Annotated in this window: 20 protein-coding genes; 8 read left to right on the top strand and 12 right to left on the bottom strand. The window is 73.8% G+C overall.

All coding sequences use genetic code 11. The features are described from left to right. Positions 1 to 1,170 carry an ROK family protein gene (locus tag AC1DXT_RS06135; RefSeq protein WP_477060448.1) on the top strand — a complete coding sequence of 390 codons (1,170 nt, stop codon included), beginning with the start codon at positions 1 to 3 and terminating at the stop codon, positions 1,168 to 1,170. An 11-nt stretch (positions 1,171 to 1,181) separates the two neighbouring features. Further along, entirely contained in the window at positions 1,182 to 1,838 is a 657-nt protein-coding gene (locus tag AC1DXT_RS06130; protein ID WP_477060447.1) for a ThuA domain-containing protein, read from the top strand. Position 1,839: 1 nt separating this feature from the next. Here the strand turns inward: AC1DXT_RS06130 and AC1DXT_RS06125 are convergent, their stop codons facing one another. Genes AC1DXT_RS06125 through AC1DXT_RS06100 form a run of 6 tightly spaced genes read right to left on the bottom strand, consistent with a single transcriptional unit; the run spans position 1,840 to position 9,019 of the window. After that, entirely contained in the window at positions 1,840 to 3,120 is a 1,281-nt protein-coding gene (locus AC1DXT_RS06125; protein ID WP_477060446.1) for a GNAT family N-acetyltransferase, read from the bottom strand. A gap of 1 nt (position 3,121) precedes the next feature. Beyond that, positions 3,122 to 5,302 (bottom strand): NAD-dependent DNA ligase LigA, encoded by a 2,181-nt coding sequence (gene ligA, locus AC1DXT_RS06120; RefSeq protein ID WP_477060445.1) that lies wholly within the window; start codon positions 5,300 to 5,302, stop codon positions 3,122 to 3,124. A gap of 39 nt (positions 5,303 to 5,341) precedes the next feature. Further along, the gene (locus AC1DXT_RS06115) at positions 5,342 to 5,704 is read right to left on the bottom strand and encodes a hypothetical protein (RefSeq protein WP_477060444.1); all 363 of its coding nucleotides are present in this window, start codon (positions 5,702 to 5,704) and stop codon (positions 5,342 to 5,344) included. Between the two features lie 2 nt (positions 5,705 to 5,706). After that, positions 5,707 to 6,729 carry a uroporphyrinogen decarboxylase/cobalamine-independent methonine synthase family protein gene (locus tag AC1DXT_RS06110; protein ID WP_477060443.1) on the bottom strand — a complete coding sequence of 341 codons (1,023 nt, stop codon included), beginning with the start codon at positions 6,727 to 6,729 and terminating at the stop codon, positions 5,707 to 5,709. Then, positions 6,726 to 7,829: a tRNA 2-thiouridine(34) synthase MnmA gene (mnmA, locus tag AC1DXT_RS06105; protein ID WP_477060442.1), complete on the bottom strand. Its 1,104-nt coding sequence runs from the start codon at positions 7,827 to 7,829 to the stop codon at positions 6,726 to 6,728. The genes AC1DXT_RS06110 and mnmA overlap by 4 nt, the downstream gene beginning before the upstream one ends. Next, positions 7,829 to 9,019 carry a cysteine desulfurase family protein gene (locus AC1DXT_RS06100; RefSeq protein WP_477060441.1) on the bottom strand — a complete coding sequence of 397 codons (1,191 nt, stop codon included), beginning with the start codon at positions 9,017 to 9,019 and terminating at the stop codon, positions 7,829 to 7,831. Before AC1DXT_RS06100 ends, mnmA begins: the two co-directional genes overlap by 1 nt. A gap of 96 nt (positions 9,020 to 9,115) precedes the next feature. On the opposite strand from AC1DXT_RS06100, the gene AC1DXT_RS06095 reads away from it, so the two are divergent. Further along, positions 9,116 to 10,108 carry a phosphotransferase family protein gene (locus AC1DXT_RS06095; RefSeq protein ID WP_477060440.1) on the top strand — a complete coding sequence of 331 codons (993 nt, stop codon included), beginning with the start codon at positions 9,116 to 9,118 and terminating at the stop codon, positions 10,106 to 10,108. On the opposite strand, the gene AC1DXT_RS06090 is transcribed toward AC1DXT_RS06095, so the two are convergent. The 4 genes from AC1DXT_RS06090 to AC1DXT_RS06075 form a co-directional block, all read right to left on the bottom strand. Next, on the bottom strand, positions 10,109 to 10,495 hold the full coding sequence (locus AC1DXT_RS06090; protein WP_477060439.1) for a PLD nuclease N-terminal domain-containing protein: 387 nt from the start codon (positions 10,493 to 10,495) through the stop codon (positions 10,109 to 10,111). Positions 10,496 to 10,607: 112 nt separating this feature from the next. Beyond that, entirely contained in the window at positions 10,608 to 12,089 is a 1,482-nt protein-coding gene (locus AC1DXT_RS06085) for an outer membrane protein assembly factor BamB family protein (protein WP_477060438.1), read from the bottom strand. Between the two features lie 23 nt (positions 12,090 to 12,112). Further along, complete coding sequence (locus tag AC1DXT_RS06080) at positions 12,113 to 13,096, bottom strand: electron transfer flavoprotein subunit alpha/FixB family protein (protein WP_477060437.1); 984 nt, start codon at positions 13,094 to 13,096, stop codon at positions 12,113 to 12,115. 31 nt (positions 13,097 to 13,127) lie between these two features. Then, positions 13,128 to 13,916, bottom strand: a complete 789-nt coding sequence (locus tag AC1DXT_RS06075) for an electron transfer flavoprotein subunit beta/FixA family protein (protein WP_477060436.1) — start codon at positions 13,914 to 13,916, stop codon at positions 13,128 to 13,130. A 96-nt stretch (positions 13,917 to 14,012) separates the two neighbouring features. Between AC1DXT_RS06075 and glgX the strand changes: the two genes are divergently transcribed. After that, the gene (gene glgX / locus AC1DXT_RS06070) at positions 14,013 to 16,205 is read left to right on the top strand and encodes a glycogen debranching protein GlgX (protein WP_477060435.1); all 2,193 of its coding nucleotides are present in this window, start codon (positions 14,013 to 14,015) and stop codon (positions 16,203 to 16,205) included. Here the strand turns inward: glgX and AC1DXT_RS06065 are convergent. Then, complete coding sequence (locus AC1DXT_RS06065) at positions 16,196 to 16,609, bottom strand: GNAT family N-acetyltransferase (RefSeq protein WP_477060434.1); 414 nt, start codon at positions 16,607 to 16,609, stop codon at positions 16,196 to 16,198. The genes glgX and AC1DXT_RS06065 overlap by 10 nt on opposite strands. A 25-nt stretch (positions 16,610 to 16,634) precedes the next feature. Between AC1DXT_RS06065 and AC1DXT_RS06060 the strand changes: the two genes are divergently transcribed. From AC1DXT_RS06060 to AC1DXT_RS06045, 4 genes are all read left to right on the top strand, one after another. Further along, a complete protein-coding gene (locus tag AC1DXT_RS06060; RefSeq protein WP_477060433.1) occupies positions 16,635 to 18,281 on the top strand; it encodes an FAD-binding dehydrogenase in 1,647 nt (548 codons plus the stop codon). A 49-nt stretch (positions 18,282 to 18,330) separates the two neighbouring features. Then, complete coding sequence (locus AC1DXT_RS06055) at positions 18,331 to 20,352, top strand: alpha-1,4-glucan--maltose-1-phosphate maltosyltransferase (RefSeq protein WP_477060432.1); 2,022 nt, start codon at positions 18,331 to 18,333, stop codon at positions 20,350 to 20,352. An 86-nt stretch (positions 20,353 to 20,438) separates the two neighbouring features. After that, positions 20,439 to 22,115, top strand: coding sequence for a maltose alpha-D-glucosyltransferase (gene treS, locus AC1DXT_RS06050; protein ID WP_477060816.1), 1,677 nt, complete (start codon positions 20,439 to 20,441; stop codon positions 22,113 to 22,115). Beyond that, complete coding sequence (locus tag AC1DXT_RS06045; RefSeq protein ID WP_477060431.1) at positions 22,112 to 23,362, top strand: maltokinase N-terminal cap-like domain-containing protein; 1,251 nt, start codon at positions 22,112 to 22,114, stop codon at positions 23,360 to 23,362. Before treS ends, AC1DXT_RS06045 begins: the two co-directional genes overlap by 4 nt. Here AC1DXT_RS06045 and AC1DXT_RS06040 read toward each other — a convergent pair whose 3' ends face one another. Further along, positions 23,363 to 24,601, bottom strand: coding sequence for an ROK family transcriptional regulator (locus AC1DXT_RS06040; protein WP_477060430.1), 1,239 nt, complete (start codon positions 24,599 to 24,601; stop codon positions 23,363 to 23,365). Positions 24,602 to 24,748 lie beyond the last annotated feature (147 nt).

Raw genomic sequence — 24,748 nt, 5'->3', positions numbered from 1 at the left:
ATGGACGAGCTCCTCAAGTTCGCTCCCCGGCCGACGGGCGCCGGGGAGATGTTCCAGCTCCTCCGTGACCGCCAGCCGCGCACGCGCTCCGACCTGGCCACGCTCACCGGGCAAGCGCGTTCCACGATCGCCGCCCGCGTCGACCTCCTGCTGTCCTCCGGGTTCGTCGCGCCCGCGGGCGAGGCCAGCTCCACCGGCGGCCGTCCGCCCGCCACCTTCGCGTTCAACCCGGCGGCCCGGGTGGTCCTCGCGGTCGACCTCGGTGCCACGCACTCCCGCCTCGCCCTGACCGACTTGGTGGGCACCGTGCTGGCCGAGCACCACGAGCCCATCGCGATCGCCGAGGGTCCGGCGCCGGTGCTCGACCGTGTCGTCGAGGTCGGCCTCGACCTGCTGGCCACCGCTGGCCGGCCGGTCAGCGACCTCGTCAGCGTGGGCGTCGGCCTGCCCGGTCCCGTCGAGCACTCGACCGGCCGGCCCATCAACCCGCCGATCATGCCCGGGTGGGACGACGCGGACGTCCCCGCGCTCCTGTCCCGCAAGCTGCGCGTCCCCGTGCTGGTGGACAACGACGTGAACGTGATGGCGCTCGGCGAGCACACGTCGCAGTGGCCGGACGTCGACCACCTGCTCTTCGTCAAGGTCGCGACGGGCATCGGCGCCGGGATCATCTCCGACGGCCAGATCCGTCGCGGCGCCCAGGGCGCGGCCGGCGACCTCGGGCACATCGCCGTGCCGGGCGGCCTGGACCTGCCCTGCCGGTGCGGGAACACCGGCTGCCTCGAGGCGGTCGCCAGCGGACCTGCCATCGCGAGCGCCCTGAAGAACGCCACGACGAGCGCCGACGTCGTCGCGCTGGTGCGCGCCGGCGACCTGGACGCCAGCCGCGAGGTGCGCGAGGCCGGTCGGCACATCGGCGAGGTGCTCGCCGCGTGCGTGAGCATGCTCAACCCGTCGGTCATCGTCATCGGCGGCGTCGTGGCCGAGGCGGGCGAGCACCTGCTGGCAGGCATCCGCGAGGTCGTCTACCGTCGCTCGCTGCCGCTGGCCACCCAGCACCTGCGCATCGTCGCGTCCCGCACCAAGGGCCGCGCCGGAGTGCTCGGCGCCTCCGCCATGGCCTCCGAGCACGTGCTGTCCGCCGCCGCCATCGACGCCCTGATCAGCTAGGAGACCCCGCCGTGACCGATCAACGTCGAGCCCTCGTCGTCCGGGGCGGATGGGACGGGCACGCGCCCGAGGAGGCCGCCGAGCTCTTCGTGCCGTTCCTGCGGGAGCACGACTTCGACGTCGTCGTGGAGGGATCGCTCGAGGCCTACGCGGACGCCGAGCTCATGGCCGCGACCGACCTGGTGGTGCAGTGCTGGACCATGGGCGACATCCTGGCCGACGAGCTCCGCGGCCTGCGCACCGCCGTCGCTGCGGGCACGGGGTTCGCCGGCTGGCACGGCGGGATCATCGACTCGTTCCGGATCGCCACCGACTACCTGCAGCTGGTGGGCGGCCAGTTCGCGGCACACCCGGGCGGCGCGCTGGTCGAGCACACGATCAACATCACCGGCGACCACCCGATCGTCGCGGGAGTCCACGACTTCACGCTGCGCTCCGAGCAGTACTGGCTGCTCACCGACCCGCTCAACGACGTCCTCGCCACGACGACGATCGCTCCCGGGCCCGACGACCCCTGGCACGCGCCCGTCACGTCGCCGGCCGTCTGGACCCGCCGCTGGGGCGCCGGTCGCGTGTTCGTCTGCGCACCCGGACACCTGCTGGCCGACCTCGAGGTGCCCGCCGTGCGGACGATCATCGAGCGCGGCCTGCTGTGGGCCAGCCGGTGAGTCAGCCGCGCTCCCGGTAGACGTACCGCTCGGCCGGCTGGAACCCGAGGCCGGAGTAGAGCGCCGCCGCGGCCGTGTTCTCGGCCTCGACCTGCAGGAACGCCCGTCGCGCCCCCCGCTGGGCAGCCTCCCCGAGGGCCCGCACGGTGAGTGCCCGACCCAGCCCGTGGCGACGGGCAGCCGGCGCGACGACGAGGCAGGACAGGGCGACCCACTCCTCCGCGAACGCGGCGCGGACCACGCCGACCAGCCCCGAGGGGTCGGTGGCGGTGAGGTAGAGCGCCGGCGCCCCGCCGAGCACCGCGCGAGCCAGACGCAGGCTCGTCTCGTCGGCCTCCGATGCTGCGCCGGTGGCGTGCAGCCGGGCCTTCGAACCGGACCACGCAGCGAGCCAGGCGTCGTCGGGCCGGTCGACGACCGAGATCCGCACCGGCCCCGCGGCCGTGCGGGCGGTGCCGCGGGGAGTCTCGATCCCGTCCAGCTCGCGGACCAGGACGTCGGTACGGGACATCACCTCGTAGTCGCGCAGGGCGAGCAGGTCGTCCAGACCTCGCGGCGCCGCCCGGCACACGCGCACGATCGACGGCTGCCCCTCCTGCGCGTACAGCTCCTCGACGCGGTCGAGCGTCGCGGTGATGTCGGACGGCGTGCCGAGTGGCAGGACGCTGTTGGCCCGCCGGGTCAGGCCGCCCGAGAGGCCCACGCGCCAGCCGTCCAGGTCGACCACGCGCGCGGGCGGCCACGTCGCGGACTCGACCAGGGCACCGGGCGCGTCCGGCGGGGTCCACGTGTGCACGCGCAGGTGGACCTCGACGTGCCCCCAGTCCCGCTCCGGCACCGCGACGAAGCCGAGCCGCTCGTACAGCCGCTGGGCGGCCTCCATCGAGTCGAGCGTCGAGAGCACCACGCGCTTCGCCCCGCCGGCGACCGCCTCGCGCAGCGCCGCGGTCATGAGCACCTCGGCGATCCCCCGCCGCCTCGCCTCCGGGGCGACCGCGAGCATGCGGATCTCCAGCTCGCCCGGCTCGGCGATCTCCGCGTACGACGTGCCGTAGGGCGCGAGCGTCACGGTGCCGACGACCACCGGCTCGCCGTCGTCCGTGGGCAGCGTGGCGACCAGCAGGGTCGCCTCGCGTGCCCGCCGCTCGGCGTCCCGCAGCTCGTCCGCGTAGGAGTCGGTCGCGTCCAGCAGCCGGTCGGCCAGGTACGCCTCCGCGGTCAGCGCCCCGGCGTCCGCCACCTGCGGACCGACCGCCACCCGCACGACGGCGCCTGCGGCCACCTCACGCCTCCGCGGGTTCGGCCGCGGCGTCTCCCACGCCGGAGGGCCCCTCCGCCAGCAGCCGCTCGAACCCGGCCTCGTCGAGGATCCGCAGCCCGAGCTCGCGCGCCTTGGCCTCCTTGGATCCCGCGTTCTCCCCGACCACCACGTAGTCGGTCTTCTTCGACACGCTCCCCGCCGACTTGCCGCCGCGAGCCAGGATCGCCTCCTTGGCGCCGTCGCGGCTGAACCGCTCCAGCCCGCCGGTGACCACGACCGTCAACCCCTCGAGCGTGCGCGGCGCCGACTCGTCGCGCTCCTCCTGCATCCGCACGCCCGCCGCCGCCCACTTCTCGACGATCGCCGCGTGCCACTTGTCGTCCTCGCCAGGCTGCTCGAACCATCCCACGACCGCGGACGCGATCGTCGGGCCGACGCCCTCGGCTGCGCCGATCTCCTCCTCGGTGGCCGTCGCGATCGCCGGGATGGACGCGAAGTGCTGCGCGAGCGCGCGGGCCGCGGTCGGACCGACGTGCCGGATCGACAGGGCCACGATCACCCGCCAGAGCGCCGCCTGCTTGGCCTTCTCCAGGTTGCCGAGCAGAGCCGTCCCGGTCGCGTTCAGGTCCCCTGCCCCGCGGACCACCCCGCCGACCTTCGAGCTGGTGGACAGGGTGAACAGCGGGACCTTGCGCAGCGCGTCCGCATCGAGCGCGAACAGGTCGCCCTCGTCGGTGACCACGCCCGCGGTGAGCAGCGCGTTGGCGGCCTCCCAGCCGAGCGCCTCGATGTCGAACGCCCCGCGCGAGGCCACGTGGAACAGCCGCTCGCGCAGCTGCGACGGGCAGGACCGCTGGTTGGGGCAGCGGATGTCGACGTCGCCCTCCTTGGCCGGCGCCAGCGGGGTGCCGCAGGAGGGGCACTCGGTGGGCATGACGAACGCGCGCTCCGTGCCGTCGCGCAGGTCGACGACCGGACCGACGATCTCAGGGATCACGTCCCCGGCCTTGCGCAGCACCACGGTGTCCCCGATGAGCACGCCCTTGCGCGCGACCTCGCTGGCGTTGTGCAGCGTCGCCATCTCGACGGTGGACCCCGACACGAACACCGGCTCCATCACCCCGTACGGCGTCACGCGACCGGTGCGCCCGACGTTCACGCGGATGTCGAGGAGCTTGGTGTTCACCTCCTCGGGCGGGTACTTGTACGCGATCGCCCATCGCGGCGCCCGGCTGGTGGATCCGAGCCGGCGCTGCAGCGCGATCTCGTCGACCTTCATCACGATGCCGTCGATCTCGTGCTCGACGTCGTGCCGGTGCTCGCCGTAGTACGCGATCATCTCCCGCACTCCGTCGAGGCCCTCGACGATCCGCGTGTGCCCGGACACCGGCACGCCCCACGACGCCAGCAGGTCGTACACCTGCGACTGCCGCTCGATCCCGGTCCCCCGCCCGGCACCCCAGACGAGCGCGCCGATGCCGTGCGCGTACATCCGCAGGTCCCGGGACGCGGTGACCCGCGGGTCCTTCTGCCGCAGCGAGCCCGCAGCCGCGTTGCGCGGGTTGGCGAACGGGCTCTTGCCCGCCTCGACCTGGGACGCGTTGAGCTCGGTGAACGCCGCGACCGGCAGGAACACCTCGCCGCGGATCTCGATGCGGTCGGGGTGCGTCGCGGGGTCCCCGCCGAGGACGTCGGGGATGGTCGAGATGGTCCGGACGTTCAGGGTGACGTCCTCGCCGGTGCGCCCGTCCCCACGCGTCGCGGCCCGGACCAGCCGGCCCTTCTCGTACAGCAGCGCGATGGCCAGCCCGTCGATCTTCAGCTCGCACAGGTAGTGCAGCGCGGCGTCCGACTCGAGGTCCCGGTGCAGCCGGCCGGCCCACGTGGAGATGTCCTCGTCGGAGAACGCGTTGTCCAGCGAGAGCATCCGCTCCACGTGCTCGACGGACGCGAACTCCGTGGAGAAGGTGCCGCCCACCCGCTGCGTCGGGGAGTCCGGGGTGCGCAGCCCGGGGTGCTCGTCCTCGAGGGCCGTCAGCTCGCGCAGCCGCTCGTCGTACTCCTTGTCCGACGACACCGGGGCGTCGCGGATGTAGTACGCGAACTGGTCCGCCTCGATCAGGCCGGCCAGCTCGGCCCACCGGTGTCGTGCCTCGGCGGGGATCTCACGCGTGGCGGCGGGGTCGTCGATCTCGTTGCTCACCGTCACATCATGTCGCGCGGGACCCACACGCGCGGCGACCTACCGGCGGACCCGCGCAGCGACCAGCAGCCCGACGCTGGTGAGCACGCCACCGACCGCGAGGACCGCCCCGACGGCGAAGAGCGCTGTCGACGCCGACGCCACGACGACCTCCGTCGGCTCCCCCGCGACGTCCCACGTGCAGATGGCCTGCGGCGGGACGACGGTGTACCGCACGGACGCCGAGTCGGTGCCGGCCGAGTAGGCCGCCACGCACGGATCCATGTCGTCGTTCTGCGAGGTCAGGGTGGTCACGCCGATGCCGGTGTAGCAGACGACCAGCAGGACCATGCCGACGATCGCCGCCCCCGACGCCACCAGCAGCGCGAGTGCGCGCGCCACGCTCGGCTGTGCTGCAGCCACGCTCAGTCCTCCGCTCGTTCGGCCACGATCCGGGCGGCGCGCACCAGACCGGCCAGCACCGCGCGCGCGTCGTCCGGGCTGCCCTTGCCGGTGACGTCACCGGCCAGCAGCACGACGTCGCGCAGCCCCGCCATCGCCAGTCCCACGGACCGCCACGGCCGGGTGAGCGTATCGGCCTGACCGGTCACGTCCGGACCGGCGCACTGGGAGGACGCCTGCGGGGGCAGCTCGGGCCAGAACGCGAGCCCGCCCTCGACGACCTCGGCGACCTTCTCCCAGCTGCGCTCGTCCAGCGCGGTGACGGCCAGCCCGAACCCGTCGACCTCGGCGGCTCGGATCGCCCCGAGCGAGGTCCATGCCGTGCCGCCGTGCACGATCACGCGCACGCCGTCCAGAGCGCGCGCCACCGCGCCGATGCGCTCGGCGGCCACCGGCCCGGGGACCGAGCGCAGCGCGGAGTAGCCGGAGAACGACGGCAGCACGCCCGCCATCACCTGGGCGAGCAGCGGCTCGTGCAGGAGGACGGTCGGCTCGGCGCCGGGGACGGAGCGGCGGATGGCCGCGAGGTGCTCGGCGATGCCTGCGGCCAGCGACGCGGTGAGCTCGCGGACGGCGCCCACGTCGGAGACCACCCGGTCGCCGCGCGCGAGGTACAGCGAGGCGGCGAGCGTCATCGGCCCCAGCACGGGGACGACCAGCGGACCGCTCCACCCGTGCCCGGCGACCGCGAGCGCGTCGACGTCCTCGCGCACGTACGCCTGAGCCCGGGCGAGGTCCCGGCTGGGCCGGTCGGCGAGCTTCCAGCCGTGCGGTCCCAGCTCGGTGGGCAGCTCGGCGAGGAGCGCGGACGCCCGGCCGACGCGATCGCTCCACGGCCCGCGTTCGGCGAGCGTCACCGTGAACGGGAGGCCGACCACCTCGGACGGGGTGTCGACGAGGTCACCGACCACCACCGTCTGCGCCTCGAGCACGTCGAGACCGGGCCACGGCCCTGTGCCCGTGACGCCCGGCAGCCCCCCGCTCACCGGGTGACGCCGGCGGTGGCGCGCTGCGCTGCGGTCACGGTGGCCTGACCGAGCACGCGGGTGCCGTCGTACAGCACGGCCGACTGCCCGGGGGCGACGCCGCGCAGCGCACCGGCCTCGTCGAGCGCGATCTCGACGACGCCGTCCCGCACGACCGCGCGGCCGGGCACGGCGGCACCGTGCGCCCGGACCTGCAGCGCGCAGTCGAAGGAGCCGTCCGCGTCGGCGAACCACACGGCCCGGTCCGCCTCGACGCTGCGCACGGCCAGGTCGTCCGCGGACCCGACCACGACACGGTTGTTCACCGGCTCGACCGAGAGCACGTACCGAGGCTTCCCGTCGGCGGCGGGCCGCCCGATCGACAGCCCCCGGCGCTGCCCCACGGTGTACGCGTACGCGCCGTCGTGGGCGCCCAGCACAGTGCCCGAGGCGTCGACGATCTCGCCCGGCTGCGACCCGAGCCGCGAGCGCAGGAAGCCCTGGGTGTCGCCGTCCGCGACGAAGCAGATGTCGTAGGAGTCCGGCTTGGCGGAGACCGACAGCCCGCGGGCGGCTGCCTCGGCGCGCGTCTCCTCCTTGGAGGCGACGTCGCCCAGCGGGAACATCGAGCGCGCCAGCCGCTCCGGGCCCATCACGGCGAGCACGTAGGACTGGTCCTTGGCCAGGTCGCGCGCGCGGTGCAGCTCCCGGGTGCCGTCGGCGCGGGTCTCGATGCGCGCGTAGTGGCCCGTGCACACGGCGTCGAACCCGAGCGCGACGGCCTTGTCCAGCAGGGTGGCGAACTTGATGTGCTCGTTGCAGCGCACGCACGGGTTGGGGGTCCGACCGGCCTCGTACTCGGCGACGAAGTCCGCGACCACCGTCTCCTCGAAGCGCTCGGACAGGTCCCACACGTAGTACGGGATGCCCAGCACGTCCGCGGCACGGCGTGCGTCGCCGGCGTCCTCGATCGAGCAGCACCCCCGCGAGCCGGTGCGGAACTGGTCGCGGGTGCGGGACAGCGCCATGTGCACGCCGACGACGTCGTGCCCGGCGTCGACCGCGCGCGCCGCGGCGACCGCCGAGTCCACCCCGCCGGAGAGTGCTGCGAGGACGCGCATCAGGAGCCCGCCCCGACGGTCGCGAGCCCGGCCGCGCGGGCGCGGTCCACGACGCCGGGCAGCACCGCGAGCAGCGCCTCGACGTCGTCGACCGTCGACGTGTGACCCAGGCTGAACCGCAGCGCGCCGCGCGCCGCGAGCTCGTCGACCCCCATCGCCAGCAGCACGTGGCTCGGCCGCGGGACCCCGGCCTGGCAGGCGGAGCCGGTCGACGCCTCGATCCCGGCGGAGTCCAGCAGGTAGAGCAGGGAGTCGCCCTCGCAGCCCGGGAAGGTGAAGTGCGCGTTCGCGGGCAGTCGCCGGGAGATGTCCCGCGGACCCCGCAGGACCGCGTCCGGAACCAGCGACTCGACGCCGGCGACGAGGGTGTCGCGGAGCGCTCCCACCCGCTCGGCGAACGGCTCCCGGCTCGCGACCGCGCGCTCCACCGCGAGGCCGAAGGACGCCAGCAGCGCCGCGTCGAGCGTGCCCGACCGCACCCCGCGCTCCTGCCCTCCGCCGTGCAGCACGGGCGTCAGGTCGAGCCCCCGCCGTGCCAGGAGCGCACCGGCACCGCCCGGACCGCCCACCTTGTGCCCGGTGACCGTCAGGGCGTCGAGCCCGGACGCGCCGAAGTCGACGGGGACCTGCCCGACCGCCTGCACCGCGTCGGCGTGCACCGGCACCCCGAACCGCCGGGCGAGGGAGACCACGTCGTCGAGCGGCTGCAGCGCGCCCACCTCGTTGTTGGCCCACATCACCGAGATCAGCGCGGCCTGGTCACCGTGCCGCTCCAGCTCCTCGCGCAGCGCGTCGACGTCAAGGACGCCGTCCGCGTCGACGGGCAGCAGGACCAGCTCGGCCCCGGCGTGCTCGGCCATCCAGAACGCCGGGTCCAGCACCGCGTGGTGCTCGACCGCGGACACGAGCAGGCGACGGCGTCGCGGATCCTGCGTCCGACGGGCCCAGAAGAGCCCCTTGACCGCGAGGTTGTCCGCCTCCGTGCCGCCCGAGGTCCACACGACCTCGCTGGGGCGGGCGCCGAGCGCGGCGGCGAGGCGCTCGCGCGACTCCTCCACCACCCGGCGGGCGGCTCGCCCGGACGCGTGCAGGGAGGAGGGGTTGCCCGTGCGCGCGAGCTGCTCGGCGAGCACCCGCGCGGCCTCCGGGAGCATGGGCGTGGTCGCCGCATGATCGAGATACACGCTCATCGCCTCCAGTCTACGAACGGAACGGCCCAGACCCCGACCGCACACCTGGTGGGATCACCCACCGGGTGCCGCGCGCGAACTGGCAGGATGTGCCGCGTGAGTGCCGACGACGTCATTGCCCTCCCGCTCGCCTTCAGCGGCCAGCGGTTGGACTGGCGTGATCTCCCCCGCCACGTGCGGGCACGGATCGCCGAGCTGGCCGGCTCCCAGGTGACCGCGGAGATCAGTGCGACCAGCGGGTTCAGCCCCGGGTTCGCCGCGGTCCTGGAGCTCGCCGACGGCCGCGGGGTCTTCGTCAAGGCCGTCTCCGCCGAGCAGAACCCGCTGTCCCCCGACCTCGCCCGCAACGAGATCCGCGTCTCGCACGCCCTGCCCCCGCAGGTGCCCGCGCCGCGCCTGCTGTGGTCGTCCGACGACGACGACTGGGTCATCCTCGGCTTCGAGGTGGTGCACGGTCGCTCCCCGGAGCTGCCGTGGAAGCCGGCCGACCTGCAGGCGGTCGCGGACGCGCTGGGAGCGCTCGCAGACGCGGAGCCGCTGCCGGGCCACTCGCTGCCCCGCACGGACGACCAGCTGGCCGACGACTTCACGGGCTGGCGCAAGCTGCGCGCGCTCGACCTCGAGACCCAGACCAGCTACGCCGAGCTGGCGGGTGACGTCGGACGGTGGGCCCTGGACCACGTCGAGGAGCTGATCCGCTGGGAGCAGGACTCGCTGCGGGTCTGCGCCGGCGACGCTCTGGTGCACGGCGACCTGCGCGCCGACAACGTGATGATCGACCCCGACCACAACCACCGGGTCTGGCTGATCGACTGGCCGCACGCCAGCGTCGGCGCCCCCTGGCTCGACCTCGCGTTCATGCTGCCCAGCGTGGCGCTCCAGGGTGGCGGGGACCCGGCCACCAACTTCCGCAACCACGCGGTCTCGGACGGCGTCCACGACGACGACCTGCGCGCGGGGCTCGCCGGCCTCTCGGGCTACTTCGCCTGGAGCTCGCGGCAGCCCGCCCCCCTCGGCATCCCGAACCTGCGCCGGTTCCAGGCCGCGCAGGGCGTCGCCACGGTGCGCTGGCTGCGCGAGCTGTCCTGATCAGACCGTCGGGGGCTCGTCCGACCTCAGCCTGTGCTCCCGGTCTCGCAGCTGCGCCTCCCAGTCCTTGAGCATCTTCTCGTGCTCGTCGTCGGACGCCCGCATGCCCGCCAGGAACTCGGGGTCGTCGTCGGGGGACGTCCGGCGGGGCCGCTCGTGCTCGGGGAACCCGGCGGTCTGCGTCGACGGCCACGGCACGTTCCGCGGAGCCCGGTACTCGGGCCGTCCCGCGACGAGCCACGCGATCCCGCCGACCAGCGGCACCAGGATGATCACGAACACCCACGTGGTCTTCGACAGGTTCCGTGGGACGTCGGTCTGGATGCAGTCGATCAGGCAGTAGACCAGCAGGCCCAGCTCGATCACGTACGGCAGGTAGCGGATCACGGTCTCTCCTCGGGCGCCCCTCCCGGCGCACCAGGGCCGGGACCGAGCGAGACGCTAGCGGAGCGGTCACGCCCCTGTCCGGCGCTTCGCCGCGGTCACCCGGACGGCGCAGTCAGCCGAGCACGATCGCGCCCGCGTCGCCCGAGCCGACGAGCGTCGACCCGGTCGACCAGATGCCGAACAGGCCGTCGGGCAGCTCGGCGCGCCAGTCCTCGCCCCCGTCGGTGAGCCGGTACGCGACGAGCTCGTCGACCTCGGGCCAGTCGTCCTGGGTCACCTTGCCGGTCGCATCGGGCCGCTGCTGCGCGCTGAGCAGGTGCCGGCCGTCGGTGACGAGGGCGCCGATGCTCCGGCCCGCCGGCGCGGACGTGCGCCACAGCTCCTCGCCGGTGCGGCCGTCGACCGCGAGCAGGCCGGCCTCCGTGCTCAGGTAGACCCGGCCGCGCAGCACGAGCGCGTTCCCCGCGGTGGCGTTCCGGATCGACCAGCGCGGGGTCGAGCGGCCGCGGTCGTACGCGCGCACCGTCGTGTCGGACATCAGGACCAGTCCGGGCACGCTGCCGTCGTCGGCCGACAGGATCACCCGGCTGCCGGTGAGCACGACGTCCGGCCCGCGGCTCAGGAACGTCGTGCGCAGGAGGCCGTCGGGCGCGAACGCCATCGCCGCCACGGCCCGGGTGGCCGGGTCGACCTCGTAGCCGGCGCGGGCGTCGATGCCTGACCGGACGACGGCCCCCTCGCCGTCGAGCAGGGTCATCCTGCCCGGGGACTGGATCACGGCCACCCCGTCCGCCGTGCCGAACACGGAGGTCCGCCCGTCGACGTACAGGTCGTCCTCCGCGTCGTGGGGCGCGGCCGGGAGCGTCGTCTGCCACCGCTGCTGCCCGGTCTCCAGGTCGGAGGCGGTCACCACCAGCCCGCCGCCCTCCACCGGGACCCCCACCACCGCGAGGCCCGGCCGGGCCGTGAACGCGACGACGCCCGGCGCTGGGTGGTCGGCGAGGACGGCCCCACCGTCGGTGTCGAGCAGGACGACCCGGCTGAGCGTCCCGGTGACCACCTGCACGGACAGCTCCCCGTACTCCAGGTACGTGTCGCTGACCAGGCACAGGACGCGACCGGACACCTCCGGGACAGGCACGCAGCCGCCCACGCCGCTCCCACTGCTGTCGCCCGGGTCGACGGGGCGCGCCGGGGCCAGGGCTGTGGTCCACCGGCGGTCACCGGTCAGCCTGTCGATCGCGACCAGTGCCTGGGAGCCGTCGCGCGCGTGCTCCAGACCGACCATCGCGCCCGCCGACTCGATCCCGGACCAGAGCACCTCCTCGGTCCCGTCCTCGAGCGTCCAGAGCAGCCGCACGTCCTCGTCGACGGGGCGGACGATGCCCGGCACGGTGGCCAGCTCCGCGAGGAGTGCGCGCTCCCGGGCGTCGGTGACCGCCTGCATGCCGGCGAGCGCCAGGACCAGCGCCACGGGGAGCGCGACCCATCGCCACGACGGCCGCCACCGGGCGCCCGCGGGCGTCGACGGCGCGTCCTCGAGCTCGTCGTGCTCGACGAGCTCGACCGCCAGCATCTGCGCGCGACGAGCCATGAGCGCACGGTACTGCGCGGGGATCAGCCCTTGAGGCGCCGGATCTCCGCGGCGGCCTGGGGAACGACCGTGAACAGGTCACCGACCACGCCGAAGTCCGCGATCTCGAAGATCGGGGCATCGGGATCGGAGTTGATCGCGACGATCGTGCCGGACGCCTGCATGCCGCCGCGGTGGTGCACGGCGCCGGAGACCCCGACCCCGATGTACACCCGCGGGGCGATGGTGACGCCGGTCTGGCCGATCTGGGCGTCGTGCCCGATCCAGCCCTCGTCCGTGGCGACGCGCGTGGCGCCGACCGCACCGCCGAGCACGTCTGCCAGCTCCTCGACCACCGAGAAGTCGCCCTCGGTGCCGCGACCACCGGCGACGACGATGCTCGCGCTGCCCAGGTCGGGCCGCCCGCTCGCGGGCCGCTCCGTGCGCTCGACCAGCGTCACGCGACGTGCCTTGTCGCTGACCGCGACCACGTGCTCGCCGATCTGCGGCGCGGACGCACCGTCGACCGGGGCCGGCTGCACCGAGTTGGGCTTGAGGGCGACGATCGCCAGCGGCGCGGTGATCGCGCACGCGGTGGTCCAGGTGCCCGCGAAGACCGTCTTGGACGCCACGTACCGGCCGTCGACGAGCGCGAGGCCGTCGGCGTCGGTGACGACACCCGCGCCGGTGCTCACCGCGAGCCGCGCGGCGGCCTCCTTGTTCTCGAACGACGAGACGACCAGGAGCAGGCCGGCGCCGGTCGCGTCGAGGAGCGAGCCCAGTGCCTCGGCCAGCACCCCGGACAGGTGCAGGTTCGCGTCGGCGACGACCCGGTGGACGTGCGTGGCACCGAGCGCGCCGAGCTCGGCGACGACCTCGGCGGACGGCTCGACGCCGTCGACGGCCCACGCGGCGTGCACGCCGGCGTCGCCCGCCAGCTGCCGGGCGAGCGTGAGCAGCTCGCGCACGGGGGCGCGGACGGCTCCGCCCTCGGTGTGGTCGACGAGCACGAGCACGGGTGCGGTCACGGCGGCGATCCTCTGTTCTTCGAGAGCCGGGTCAGACGAGCTGGTTGTCGACGAGGTACGCGGCGAGCCGGACCCCGGCGTCGCCCGTGTCCGTGACCAGCACGCGGTTGTCGCGGGGCGGGCGGGCGGCGGCCTCGAGCACCTCGGTGCGCGCGCCCGGGGCGCCGACGCGCGACGCGTCGACCTCCAGGTCCGCCAACGTCAGGGTGGTGATCGGCTTCTTGCGGGCCGCCATGATGCCCTTGAAGTTGGGGTAGCGCGGCTCGTTGGCCTGGTCCGTCACGGAGACGAGCGCGGGCAGCGGGGCCTCGAGCACCTCGGACGCGTGGTCGAGGTTGCGACGGACCCGCACGGTGCCGCCGTCGACGGTGAGCTCGGCGGCGAGCGGGAGGGCCGGCAGGTCCAGCAGCTCGGCGAGCGCGGTCGGCAGGAGCGAGGTCAACCCGTCCAGGCCCGCCATGCCGGTGATCACCAGGTCGACGTGCTCCTGGGCGTCCAGGTGCCGGATCGCCGCGGCGAGCACGCGGGCGGTGCCGATGACGTCCGAGCCGGCGATCGCGTCGTCGACCACGTGGACCGCCTCGTCGGCACCCAGCTGCAGGCCGCGGCGGACCGCGTCGGCGGCGTCGTCGGGACCCACGGTCAGGGCGACGACCGATCCCTCGCTCGCCTCGACCAGCGTCAGCGCCGCCTCGACGGCGTTCTCGTCCAGCTCGTTGATCGTGCCGTCCCCGCCGTCGCGGACCACGCGACCGTCGGGGCCCAGGGCCCGCTCGGACTGGATGTCAGGGACATGCTTCACGCAGACGACGATCCTCACCCGCGGAACGTTACCGCCCGTCCCGGACGCGGCCGACACCGGTCCAGGGGCGGAGACACCCGACACGTGTGGGGTTGTGTCCCGCACAATGTGCGGGTGACCCCGCCCTCCTTGCGCCGCCGAGCGCCCCGCCTCGGTGTGCACGTGACCGAGACGGGCGTCGATGTCGCCGTCTACGCGGCCCACGCCACGAGGGTCGACCTGTGCCTGTTCGACGGTCAGACCGAGCGACGCATCCCGCTCGGCGACCCGCTGCACGGCGTGTTCAGCGCCTCCGTCCCCGGCGTCCGTGCCGGCCAGCGGTACGGGTTCCGCGCGCACGGCCCGTGGGAGCCCGCGGCCGGCCTGCGCTACAACCCGGCCAAGCTGCTGGTCGACCCGTACGCCCGCGGTCTCGACGGCGAGGTCGCGCACACGCCGCAGACGTACGGCCACGTGGTCGGCCTCGACCTGGCGGGCGACCCGTACGGCCCGGCCGACCCGCGTGACTCGGCGGGCCACGTGCCGTACTCGGTGGTCGTCGACACCCGCGACCTGCCCGGTCCGGACCCCACCACCAACCGGCCGTGGACCCCGTGGTCGCACACGGTGGTCTACGAGGCCCACGTCCGGGGCCTGACCATGCTCGACGACCGGCTGCCGGAGGAGCTGCGCGGCACCTACGCGGGCCTGGCGCACCCGGCGGTCGTCGACCACCTGCTCGGCCTGGGCGTCACCGCCGTCGAGCTGCTCCCGGTGCACGCGTTCTCCTCCGAGCCGCACCTGGTCGCCAAGGGCCTGACCAACTACTGGGGCTACAGCACGCTGGGCTTCTTCGCCCCGCACGCGGCGTTCGCGACGGCCGCCGCACAGGCTGCCGGCCCGGCGGCCGTGCTCGCCGAGCTGCGCGGCGCGGTGCACGCCCTGCACGAGTCCGGGCTCGAGGTGCTCCTCGACGTCGTCTACAACCACACCTGCGAGGGCGGCCTGCCCGGCCAGCACCTGTCGTGGCGCGGGCTCGACAACGCCACCTACTACGCGCACGACGGCGGGGCGCCGGCCGCGCTGGCGGACGTCACGGGCACCGGGAACTCGCTGGACTTCCGCCGGGCCGAGGTGGTCCGGATGACGCTGGACTCGCTGCGGTACTGGGCGGACGTCGTCGGCGTCGACGGGTTCCGGTTCGACCTCGCCGTGACGCTGGGCCGCGACCCGTCCGGCTTCTCGCCCGACCATGCCGCGCTGGTCGCGATGGCCACCGACCCCTCGCTGCACGGCCTCAAGCTCGTCGCGGAGCCCTGGGACGTCGGCCCCGGCGGGTGGCGCACCGGGCAGTTCCCCGTCCCGTTCGCGGAGTGGAACGACCGGTTCCGCAACGCCGCCCGGTCGTTCTGGCTGGCCGACCCCGGCCGCGCCGCACACGGTCTGCCGGGCCACCGCGTCCGGGACCTGGCCACCCGCCTGTCGGGCTCGGTCGACCTGTTCGGCCACAGCGACCCACCGCTGGTGCGCGGACCGGGTGCGTCGGTCAACTACGTCACCGCGCACGACGGGTTCACGCTCGCCGACCTGGCGGCCTACGACCACAAGCACAACGCGGCCAACGGCGAGCAGAACCGCGACGGCAGCGACGACAACCGGTCCTGGAACCACGGGATCGAGGGCCGCGTGGGGCCGGACTCCCCCGCGGTCGACATCGTGCCCCTGCGCCGGCGCTCGATCCGCAACCTGTTCGCCACGCTCGTGCTGGCGGCCGGCACGCCGATGATCACGGCGGGCGACGAGATGGGGCGGACGCAGCGGGGCAACAACAACGCCTACTGCCAGGACAACGAGATGTCCTGGGTGCACTGGGACCTGACCCCGTGGCGCAAGGACATGCTGGCCACCGCGCGCTGGCTGCTCCTGCTGCGCCGCGAGCACCCCGCGCTCCGCACCGAGAAGTTCTACTCGGGCCGGCCCGCGGTGCCCGGCCAGCGCCCGGACCTCGCCTGGTTCGACTCGTTCGGTCTGCCGTTCGACCACGACCGGTGGCACGACCCGTCCGTCCGCACACTCCAGATGGTGCGCACCGCGCCGCTGCCCGAGCGGGACACCGTGCTCCTGGTCATCAACGGCTCGCTCGACGCGGTGCACCTGATCCTGGCCGACGACCACGGCGGCCGGTGGCGCCTGGCGTGGGACTCCGTCTGGGAGAACCCCGCGGAGGAGCGCGCGGCGGCGATCGAGGGCAGCCTGCACGCCGAGCCCGGGGAGGCCACGGTCGTCGAGGCGCTCAGCCTGCGGGTGTACGTGCTCGTTCAGCCCTGACGGCCCGGGCGGACCATCGCGGTCTCGTCCGGCTCTGCGAAGCCGTACTCCCGGTACAGGCCGTGGGCGTCGCCGGTGAACAAGGTCCAGCGGAAGTCGGCGCCCGGTCCCTCGTCGACCATGGTGGCGACGATCCGCCGGCCGAGCCCGGCTCCCCGGTGGGCGGGGTCGACGATGACGTCCGCCAGATAGGCGAAGGCGACGGCGTCGGACACCGCGCGGGCGAACCCGACGAGCTCCCCCGTGGACTCGACGTAGACGCCGACCACCCGCCACGCGCCGTCGATCTGGCGCTCGACGTCGTCGCGGCTGCGCCACCGCCCCCAGTACGCCTCGGTGGACAGCAGGCGCCAGACCGCGTCCCGGTCCACGCGGTCGACGTCGTCGCTCAGCACATAGGTCACGACACGGATCGTAGAGTTGCCCACCATGACGCACTCCGATGTCGTGGTCGTCGGCGCGGGCCTGGCCGGGCTCGTCGCCACCGCCGAGCTGGTCGCCGCCGGGCGCCGGGTCACGCTCCTGGACGCGGAGCCTGCCGCGAGCCTGGGCGGGCAGGCGTTCTGGTCGTTCGGTGGCCTGTTCCTCGTCGACTCCCCCGAGCAACGGCGCCTCGGCGTCAAGGACTCCGCGGAGCTGGCGCTCGCCGACTGGCTGGGGTCCGCCGACTTCGCGGCCGACGGCTCCGACCGGTGGGGCCGCGCGTGGGCCGAGGGCTTCGTCGACTTCGCCGCCGGTGACCTGCGGTCGTGGCTGCACGCCAAGGGCGTCCGCTGGTTCCCGCTGGTCCAGTGGACCGAGCGGGGCGGGTACCTGGCCGACGGGCACGGGAACTCGGTCCCGCGGTTCCACATCACCTGGGGCACCGGGCCGGGCATCCTGGAGCCGTTCGTCCGCGCCCTGCTCGACGCCCGCCGCGACGGCCTGGTGGACGTGCGGTTCCGGCACAAGGTGACCGACCTGGTGACGACCGACGGCCGGGTCACCGGCGTGCGGGGTGACGTGCTCGTCGCGGACCCCGTGGCGCGCGCGGTGCCCAGCTCCCGCGAGGTGGCTGCGCCGTTCGAGATCTTCGCGGCCGCCGTCGTCGTCGCCACCGGGGGCATCGGCGCCAACCACGACCTGGTGCGCTCGACGTGGCCGGCCTCGGCCGGCCGGCTGCCCGCGCGGATGCTCGCCGGGGTGCCGGACCACGTGGACGGCTCCGGCATCGCCGCCGCGAAGGCGTCCGGCGCGGCCGTCGTGCACGAGGACCGCATGTGGCACTACCCCGAAGGCATCACCAACCACTCGCCGGTGTGGTCGCAGCACGGCATCCGGATCCTCGCCGGGCCGAGCAGCCTGTGGCTCGACGCCGACGGGCACCGCCTCCCCGCCCCGCTGTTCCCCGGCTTCGACTCGCTCGGCGCGCTGCGGCATGTCACCGAGCGCGGCGACGACCACTCCTGGTTCGTGCTGGACAAGACCATCCTCGGCCAGGAGTTCGCGCTGTCCGGCTCGGAGCAGAACCCGGACCTGACCGGCAAGGACGTGTCGCTGCTGCTGGAGCGCGTGAAGCCCGGTGCGGTCGGGCCGGTCGAGGCCTTCGCGGAGAAGTCCGACGAGTTCCTCTGGGCGGACACGCCCGCGGAGCTGGCCGCCAAGATGAACGCGCTGTCGGGCACCGGCCGGATCGACGCGGACGCGCTGGAGCGGACGATCGTCGCGCGGGACCGCCAGGTGGAGACCGGCCTCGGCAAGGACTCCCAGGTGGTGGCCACCGCGATGGCCCGCCGGTATGTCGTCGACAAGCTCATCCGCGTGGCCAAGCCGCACCGGCTGCTCGACCCCGAGCACGGGCCGCTGCTCGCCGTGCGGCTCTCGGTGCTCACCCGCAAGACCCTGGGCGGGCTGCACACCGACCTCGAAGGTCGCGTCCTGCGCCCCGACGGCGAGGTGCTCCCGGGCCTGTGGGCCGTGGGCGAGGCCTCCGGTTTCGGCGGCGGTGGCGTGCACGGCCACCGCGCGCTGGAGGGGACGTTCCTGGGCGGCTGCCTGTTCACGGGTCGGACGGTGGGCCGCGCGCTCGGCGCGTAGTCGGCGCTGCGGATGCCCCCGACCTGGACCAACGGATAGGTTCGGGAGCGTGACGATCAGCCCCGTGCCCCTGGGCACCTCCGTCGGCCGCATTCCCGTCGTCGATGTCTCCCCGGTCGCGGAAGCCGGACGGTTCCCGGCGAAGGCCGTCGTCGGTGAAGCCGTGCCCGTCCGAGCCACGGTGTTCCGCGAGGGGCACGACGCCGTGGCGGCCACCGCGGTGCTCACCGACCCCGCCGGCGTCGACCGCGCGAGCGCCCGCATGGTCGACATCGCGCCCGGCCTGGACCGCTTCGAGGCCCGCCTCGTCCCGACGAGCACCGGCGAGTGGACGTTCCGCGTCGAGGGCTGGTCGGACCCGTACGGCACCTGGGTGCACGACGCCACCATCAAGGTCGAGGCCGGGGTGGACGTCGAGCTCATGCTCGCCGAGGGCGCCCTCCTGCTCGAGCGCGCGGCGGCCCGCACCGGCAAGGACGCGATGCCCCGGGCGGCCGCCCGCGTGCTCACGGACGCGGTGATCGGCCTGCGCGACATCCGCGACACCCCGCGCGACCGGCTCTCCGCCGGGCTGTCGGCACAGGTGCACGCGGCACTGGCCGCGCACCCGCTGCGGGAGTCCGTGACGCGGTCGGCGGCGTACCCGCTGGTCGTCGACCGTCCGCTCGCCCTCGCCGGGTCCTGGTACGAGCTCTTCCCCCGCTCGCAGGGCGCCAGGTACGACCCCGAGATCGGCAAGTGGCACTCCGGCACGCTGCGCACCGCCGCGCTCGACCTGCCCCGCATCGCCGGCATGGGCTTCGACGTGGTCTACCTGACCCCCGTGCACCCGATCGGCGAGAAGTACCGCAAGGGCCCCAACAACTCGCTGTTCGCGGACCTGGGCGACCCGGGCTCGCCGTACGCCATCGGCTCCCCCGCCGGCGGGCACGACGCCATCGAGCCCTCGCTGGGCACCTTCGAGGACTTCGACGCCTTCGTCGCCGCCGCCCGGGGCCACGGGATGGAGGTGGCCCTGGACATCGCGCTGCAGTGCTCGCCCGACCACCCGTGGGTGACCTCGCACCCGGAGTGGTTCACCACGCGGGCCGACGGGACGATCGCGTACGCGGAGAACCCGCCGAAGAAGTACCAGGACATCTACCCGCTGAACTTCGACAACGACCCCGAGGGCATCTACACCGAGATCCGCCGGGTCCTGCAGGTGTGGATCGACCACGGGGTCACCCTGTTCCGCGTCGACAACCCGCACACCAAGCCGCTCGACTTCTGGGAGCGGATCCTGCGGTCCGTGCGGGCCGACCACCCCGACGTCATCTTCCTGTCCGAGGCGTTCACGCGGCCGGCCATGATGCAGACCCTGGCCAAGATCGGGTTCCACCAGTCGTACACGTACTTCACCTGGCGGAACACCAAGGACGAGATCGACGAGTACCTCGCGGAGGTCTCGGGCGAGCAGGGCGCGTGGATGCGGCCCAGCTTCTGGCCGACCACGCACGACATCCTGCCGCCGTACCTGCAGGCCACGGGCGTCCGCGGGTTCGCCGTGCGCGCGGTGCTGGCCGCCCTGGGCGCCCCGACCTGGGGCATCTACTCCGGCTACGAGCTGGTCGAGGACGTGCCGCGGCCCGGGGTCGACGAGCAGATCGACAACGAGAAGTACGAGTTCAAGCCGCGCGACTGGTCCAAGGCCGACGCCATCGGCATCAACCTGCTGCTGGGCCGCCTGAACGAGCTGCGGCACACGCACCCGGCCCTGCAACAGCTGCGGAACCTCAAGGTGCTCCCGACGTCGGACGACGCGCTCGTCGCGTTCTCCAAGCACCTGGACGCCGAGCACTCCCCGACCGGCCGGGCCGACACCATCGTCGTCATCGTCAACCTCGACCCGTGGAACGCACGGGAGGGCTCTGTGCAGCTCGACCTGCACGCGTACGGCCTCGACCCGAACCGGCCGGTGGTCGCGCACGACGTCCTGTCGGACGAGACCTACGACTGGGGCCCGTCGGTGTTCGTCCGGCTCGACCCGATGATCCGGGCCGCCCACGTGGTCAACCTGGTGGCACCGTGACCGAGACGCCTCCCACCGGTCGGCACGCCCGCGAGCCCGCGCCCACCACCGCGCAGATCGTGCTGCCCGGCCACCGTCTGCCCGCGATGCCGCACCCCGTCGAATCCCCCGGGGGTCTCACGGAGGATCGCGAGTGGTACCGGACCGCGGTGTTCTACGAGGTCATGCTCCGCACGTTCTCCGACTCGTCCGGCCAGGGCAGCGGCGACCTGCGCGGCCTCATCGACCGGCTCGACTACCTGCAGTGGCTCGGCATCGACTGCCTCTGGCTGCCGCCGTTCTATCCGAGCCCCCTGCGCGACGGCGGCTACGACGTGGCCGACTACACCGCGATCGCCGGGCAGTACGGCACGATGGCCGACTTCACCGAGCTCATCGAGCAGGTGCACGCGCGCGGCATGCGGATCGTCGTCGACCTGGTGATGAACCACACCAGCGACCAGCACCCGTGGTTCCAGGCGTCCCGCTCGGACCCCGAGGGTCCGTACGGCGACTTCTACGTGTGGAGCGACGACAACACCAAGTACCCGGACGCCCGCATCATCTTCGTCGACACCGAGACGTCCAACTGGACCTTCGACCCCGTGCGGCGGCAGTTCTTCTGGCACCGGTTCTTCGGCCACCAGCCCGACCTGAACTTCGAGAACCCGCGCGTCGTCGAGGCGATGATGGACGTCGGGCGGTACTGGCTGGGCATCGGCGTCGACGGGTTCCGCCTCGACGCGGTGCCGTACCTGTTCGAGGCCGAGGGCACCAACTGCGAGAACCTCCCCGAGACGCACGCGTTCCTGCGCAAGGTCCGCAAGATGATCGACGAGGAGTTCCCGGGCCGGATCATGCTGGCCGAGGCCAACCAGTGGCCCGAGGACGTCGTGCACTACTTCGGCACCGAGGAGGAGCCGGAGTGCCACATGTGCTTCCACTTCCCGGTGATGCCCCGGATCTACTACTCGATCCGCGACCAGCGGGCGACGCAGATCATCGACATCCTGGCCGACACCCCGCCGATCCCGAACAACGGCGCCCAGTGGAGCACGTTCCTGCGCAACCACGACGAGCTCACGCTCGAGATGGTCTCCACCGAGGAGCGCGCGTCGATGTACGGCTGGTTCGCGCCGGACTCGCGGATGCGCGCCAACGTCGGGATCCGCCGCCGCCTGGCCCCGCTGCTGGACAACTCCCGCAAGGAGATCGAGCTCGCGCACGCCCTGCTGCTCAGCCTGCCCGGCAGCCCCTGCCTGTACTACGGCGACGAGATCGGCATGGGCGACAACATCTGGCTGCCCGACCGCGACTCCGTCCGCACGCCGATGCAGTGGACGCCGGACCGCAACGCCGGCTTCTCCACCGCCGACCCGGGCAAGCTCTACCTCCCGCTGGTCCAGTCGCTGGTGCACCACTTCAGCCACACCAACGTCGAGGCCCAGCTGGCGCAGCCGACGTCCCTGCTGCACTGGGTGCACGGCATGCTCACCGTGCGGCGTCAGCACCCGGCGCTCGGCGCCGGCGACTTCGAGGTGCTGGCCTGCGACAACGACTCGGTGCTGGCGTTCTGCCGGCGCACGGCCGACGAGACGATCCTCGTCGTGGCCAACATGGCGTCCACCGCGCGCGCTGCCACGGTGACCCTGAAGGACCGCGCCGGCTGGTCGGTGCACGACGTGTTCGGCGGGGCGCCGTTCGCCTCGATCCGGCCCGACGGCACCGCGTCGTTCACGCTCGGGTCGCGCGACTTCTACTGGCTGGAGCTGACCGCCCCGTGAGCCTGACCGCCCGCACCTCGCCCGACGCCGCGCGCCTGCTGGACGTGCTGCGCCAGTGGCTGCCCACCCGCCGCTGGTTCCCCGCCAAGGGTCAGGTCGCGGAGCTGTCGGCGGTGGCGTCCCTCCCGTTCGCCCCCGACGTGACCGTCCTGCTGGTCCGCGTCCGGGCGGGATCGATCGACGCGGTCCTGCAGGTGCCGCTGGTCCTCACGGACGAGCCCTCCCCCGACGCGCTCGGCACGCTGGACGGTCGCACCGTCCTGGACGGCGCGCACCACCCGGCGTTCCTGCGCGCGTGGCTCGCCGCCGCGGACGGTCCGGGGGCCGACGTCGACGTGTCCGCGGCCCGGCTCGTCTCCGGCGAGCAGTCCAACACCTCGGTGATCCTGCCGGGCGCACGGCCGGGCATCCTCAAGGTGCTGCGCGCGGTCGCGCCGGGCGAGAACCCCGACGTCGACGTCCCGCGCCACCTGGTCGACGTCGGGTGGGAGCACGTCCCCGCGCCGCTGGCCTGGCTGCAGGCCGAGTGGCCCGGTCACGACGGCGAGCCGGTGACCGGCTACCTCGGGGTGCTCGCCGCGTTCGTCGACGCGGCCGAGGACGGCTTCGAGCTGGCCTGCGCCTACGCGGGCCGCGGCGACTCGTTCGCCGAGCTGGCCGACGAGCTGGGTGCGATCACCGCCACGATGCACGACGCGCTCGTGACGGCCTACGGCGTCGAGGACACCGACCAGGGCCCCGAGGAGGTGGCCCGCGCGGTGGCCGCCCGGTACTCCTGGGCGCTGTCCGCCGTGCCGGCCCTGGCGCGCTTCGCGGACGGTGTCGCGGCCGTCGTCGCCGAGGTCCGCGCGCTCTCGTCGGCACCACCGCGCCAGCGCGTCCACGGCGACCTGCACCTCGGCCAGGTGCTCCGGTCRCACGACGCCTGGTTCATCATGGACTTCGAGGGTGAGCCCCTCGCGCCCCTCGCCCAGCGGACGCGCCCTGACCTCGCCCTGCGGGACGTCGCCGGGCTGCTGCGCTCGATCGACTACGCCGCGGCCGTCGGCGGGCTGACGGGTGCCGACGCCGCAGGCTGGACGGCCGACGCCCGCGCCGGCCTGCTGCGCGGGTACGGCGGCGGGGACCAGACGCTCCTGCGCGCGCTGGAGCTGGACAAGACGCTCTACGAGGCCGTGTACGAGTCCCGCAACCGGCCGACGTGGCTCCCGATCCCGATCGCGGGGCTCGAGCGTCTGACCAGCTGATCAGCCCGCGGTGACCTCGAGCGGCAGCTCCAGCGGCATCCGCACGCCCACCTGCCGCGGTGCCAGCTCGCTCTGCAGCACCAGCGCAGCGGCTCCGACGGCCGCGGCCTCGGGGGCGTTCGAGGAGATGACCACCCGCACCGGGTGGCTGCCGCGGGCGAAGAACGACTGCCCCAGCCGACGCTCGATCTCGGGCAGGTACAGCGACCCCGCCAGCGCGAACGCGGGTCCGGTGAGGATGACGAGCTCGAGGTCGAGCACGTTGGCGAGCGTCTGCGCGGCGACCCCGAGGTAGCGCGCCGACCGCTGCAGGAGCTCCATAGGGAGGGCCTCGCCCCGGCTCGCGGCGCGCGCGAGGGAGCCGAAGTTCTCCGCGACGTTCCGGCCGGCGAGCTCGAGGCCCGCGTCCCGGGCGGCCGCGACCACCGCGGCCGGTCCGGCCAGCGCCTCGACGCACCCGCGGTTGCCGCACCAGCACTCCGGGCCGTCGAGGTCGACGCAGATGTGCCCGACCTCCCCGGCGTTCGAGCTGGAGCCCCGGTACACCGTGCCGTCGACGAGGATCCCCGCGCCGATCCCGGTGCCCATGTAGAGCGCGGCGAACGCCGAGCCGGTCGAGATGCCGCCCGACCAGTACTCGCCGATCGCCGCTGCGGTGGCGTCGTTGTCGAGCAGCACGGGCAGGCCGATGGCCTCCTCGAGCGCGGCGCCCAGGGGGAACTCGGTCCAGCGCTGCATCACCGGCGGGGTGAGGGTCATGCCGGTGGACGCGGAGATGGGACCGGGCGAGACGACACCGAGCCCGAGGATGCGCGCCGGGTCGACGCCCACGCGCGTGACGGTCGTGCGGATCTCCGCGGCGATGCGGGCGACGACCTCCCGCGGGTCGTCCGAGCCCGCGCCCGGCCGACGCCAGCGGGCGACGATCGCGCCGCCGAGGTTGGCGATGACGTAGGTGATGCCGGCGTGGTCCAGGTGGACGCCGATGGCGTAGCGCGCCGACGGGTCCAGCTGCAGGAGCATGCGGGGCTTGCCACCGGTCGACTCGGCGCGGCCGACCTCGAGCACGAGGCCGTCGTCGATGAGCCGGCGGACGACGGTGGAGATGGTGGCTGCGGTGAGACCGGTCGCGCGCGTCAGCTCGACGCGGCTGATCGTGCCGGCGGCCCGGATGAGGTCGAGGATCGCCGACCGGCTGCTCGCGTGCGCGGCGCCGAGACCCGGCTGGGAGCCGCTCACCCGTCCTCCTCCATGGGGTGTCCCCCTCGTCGCACACCATAACGATCCGGGAACGGACGCCCATGCCCACGACACGCCCGTTGACTTACTTTGTTCACTTGCCTAAGAATGCCACACGGAGCACAGCGGCTCGACACCGGGCCGCTC

Source organism: Cellulomonas sp. P1_G12_2 (genome assembly GCF_056405535.1).
This window is presented reverse-complemented; position numbering and strand designations above follow the sequence as displayed.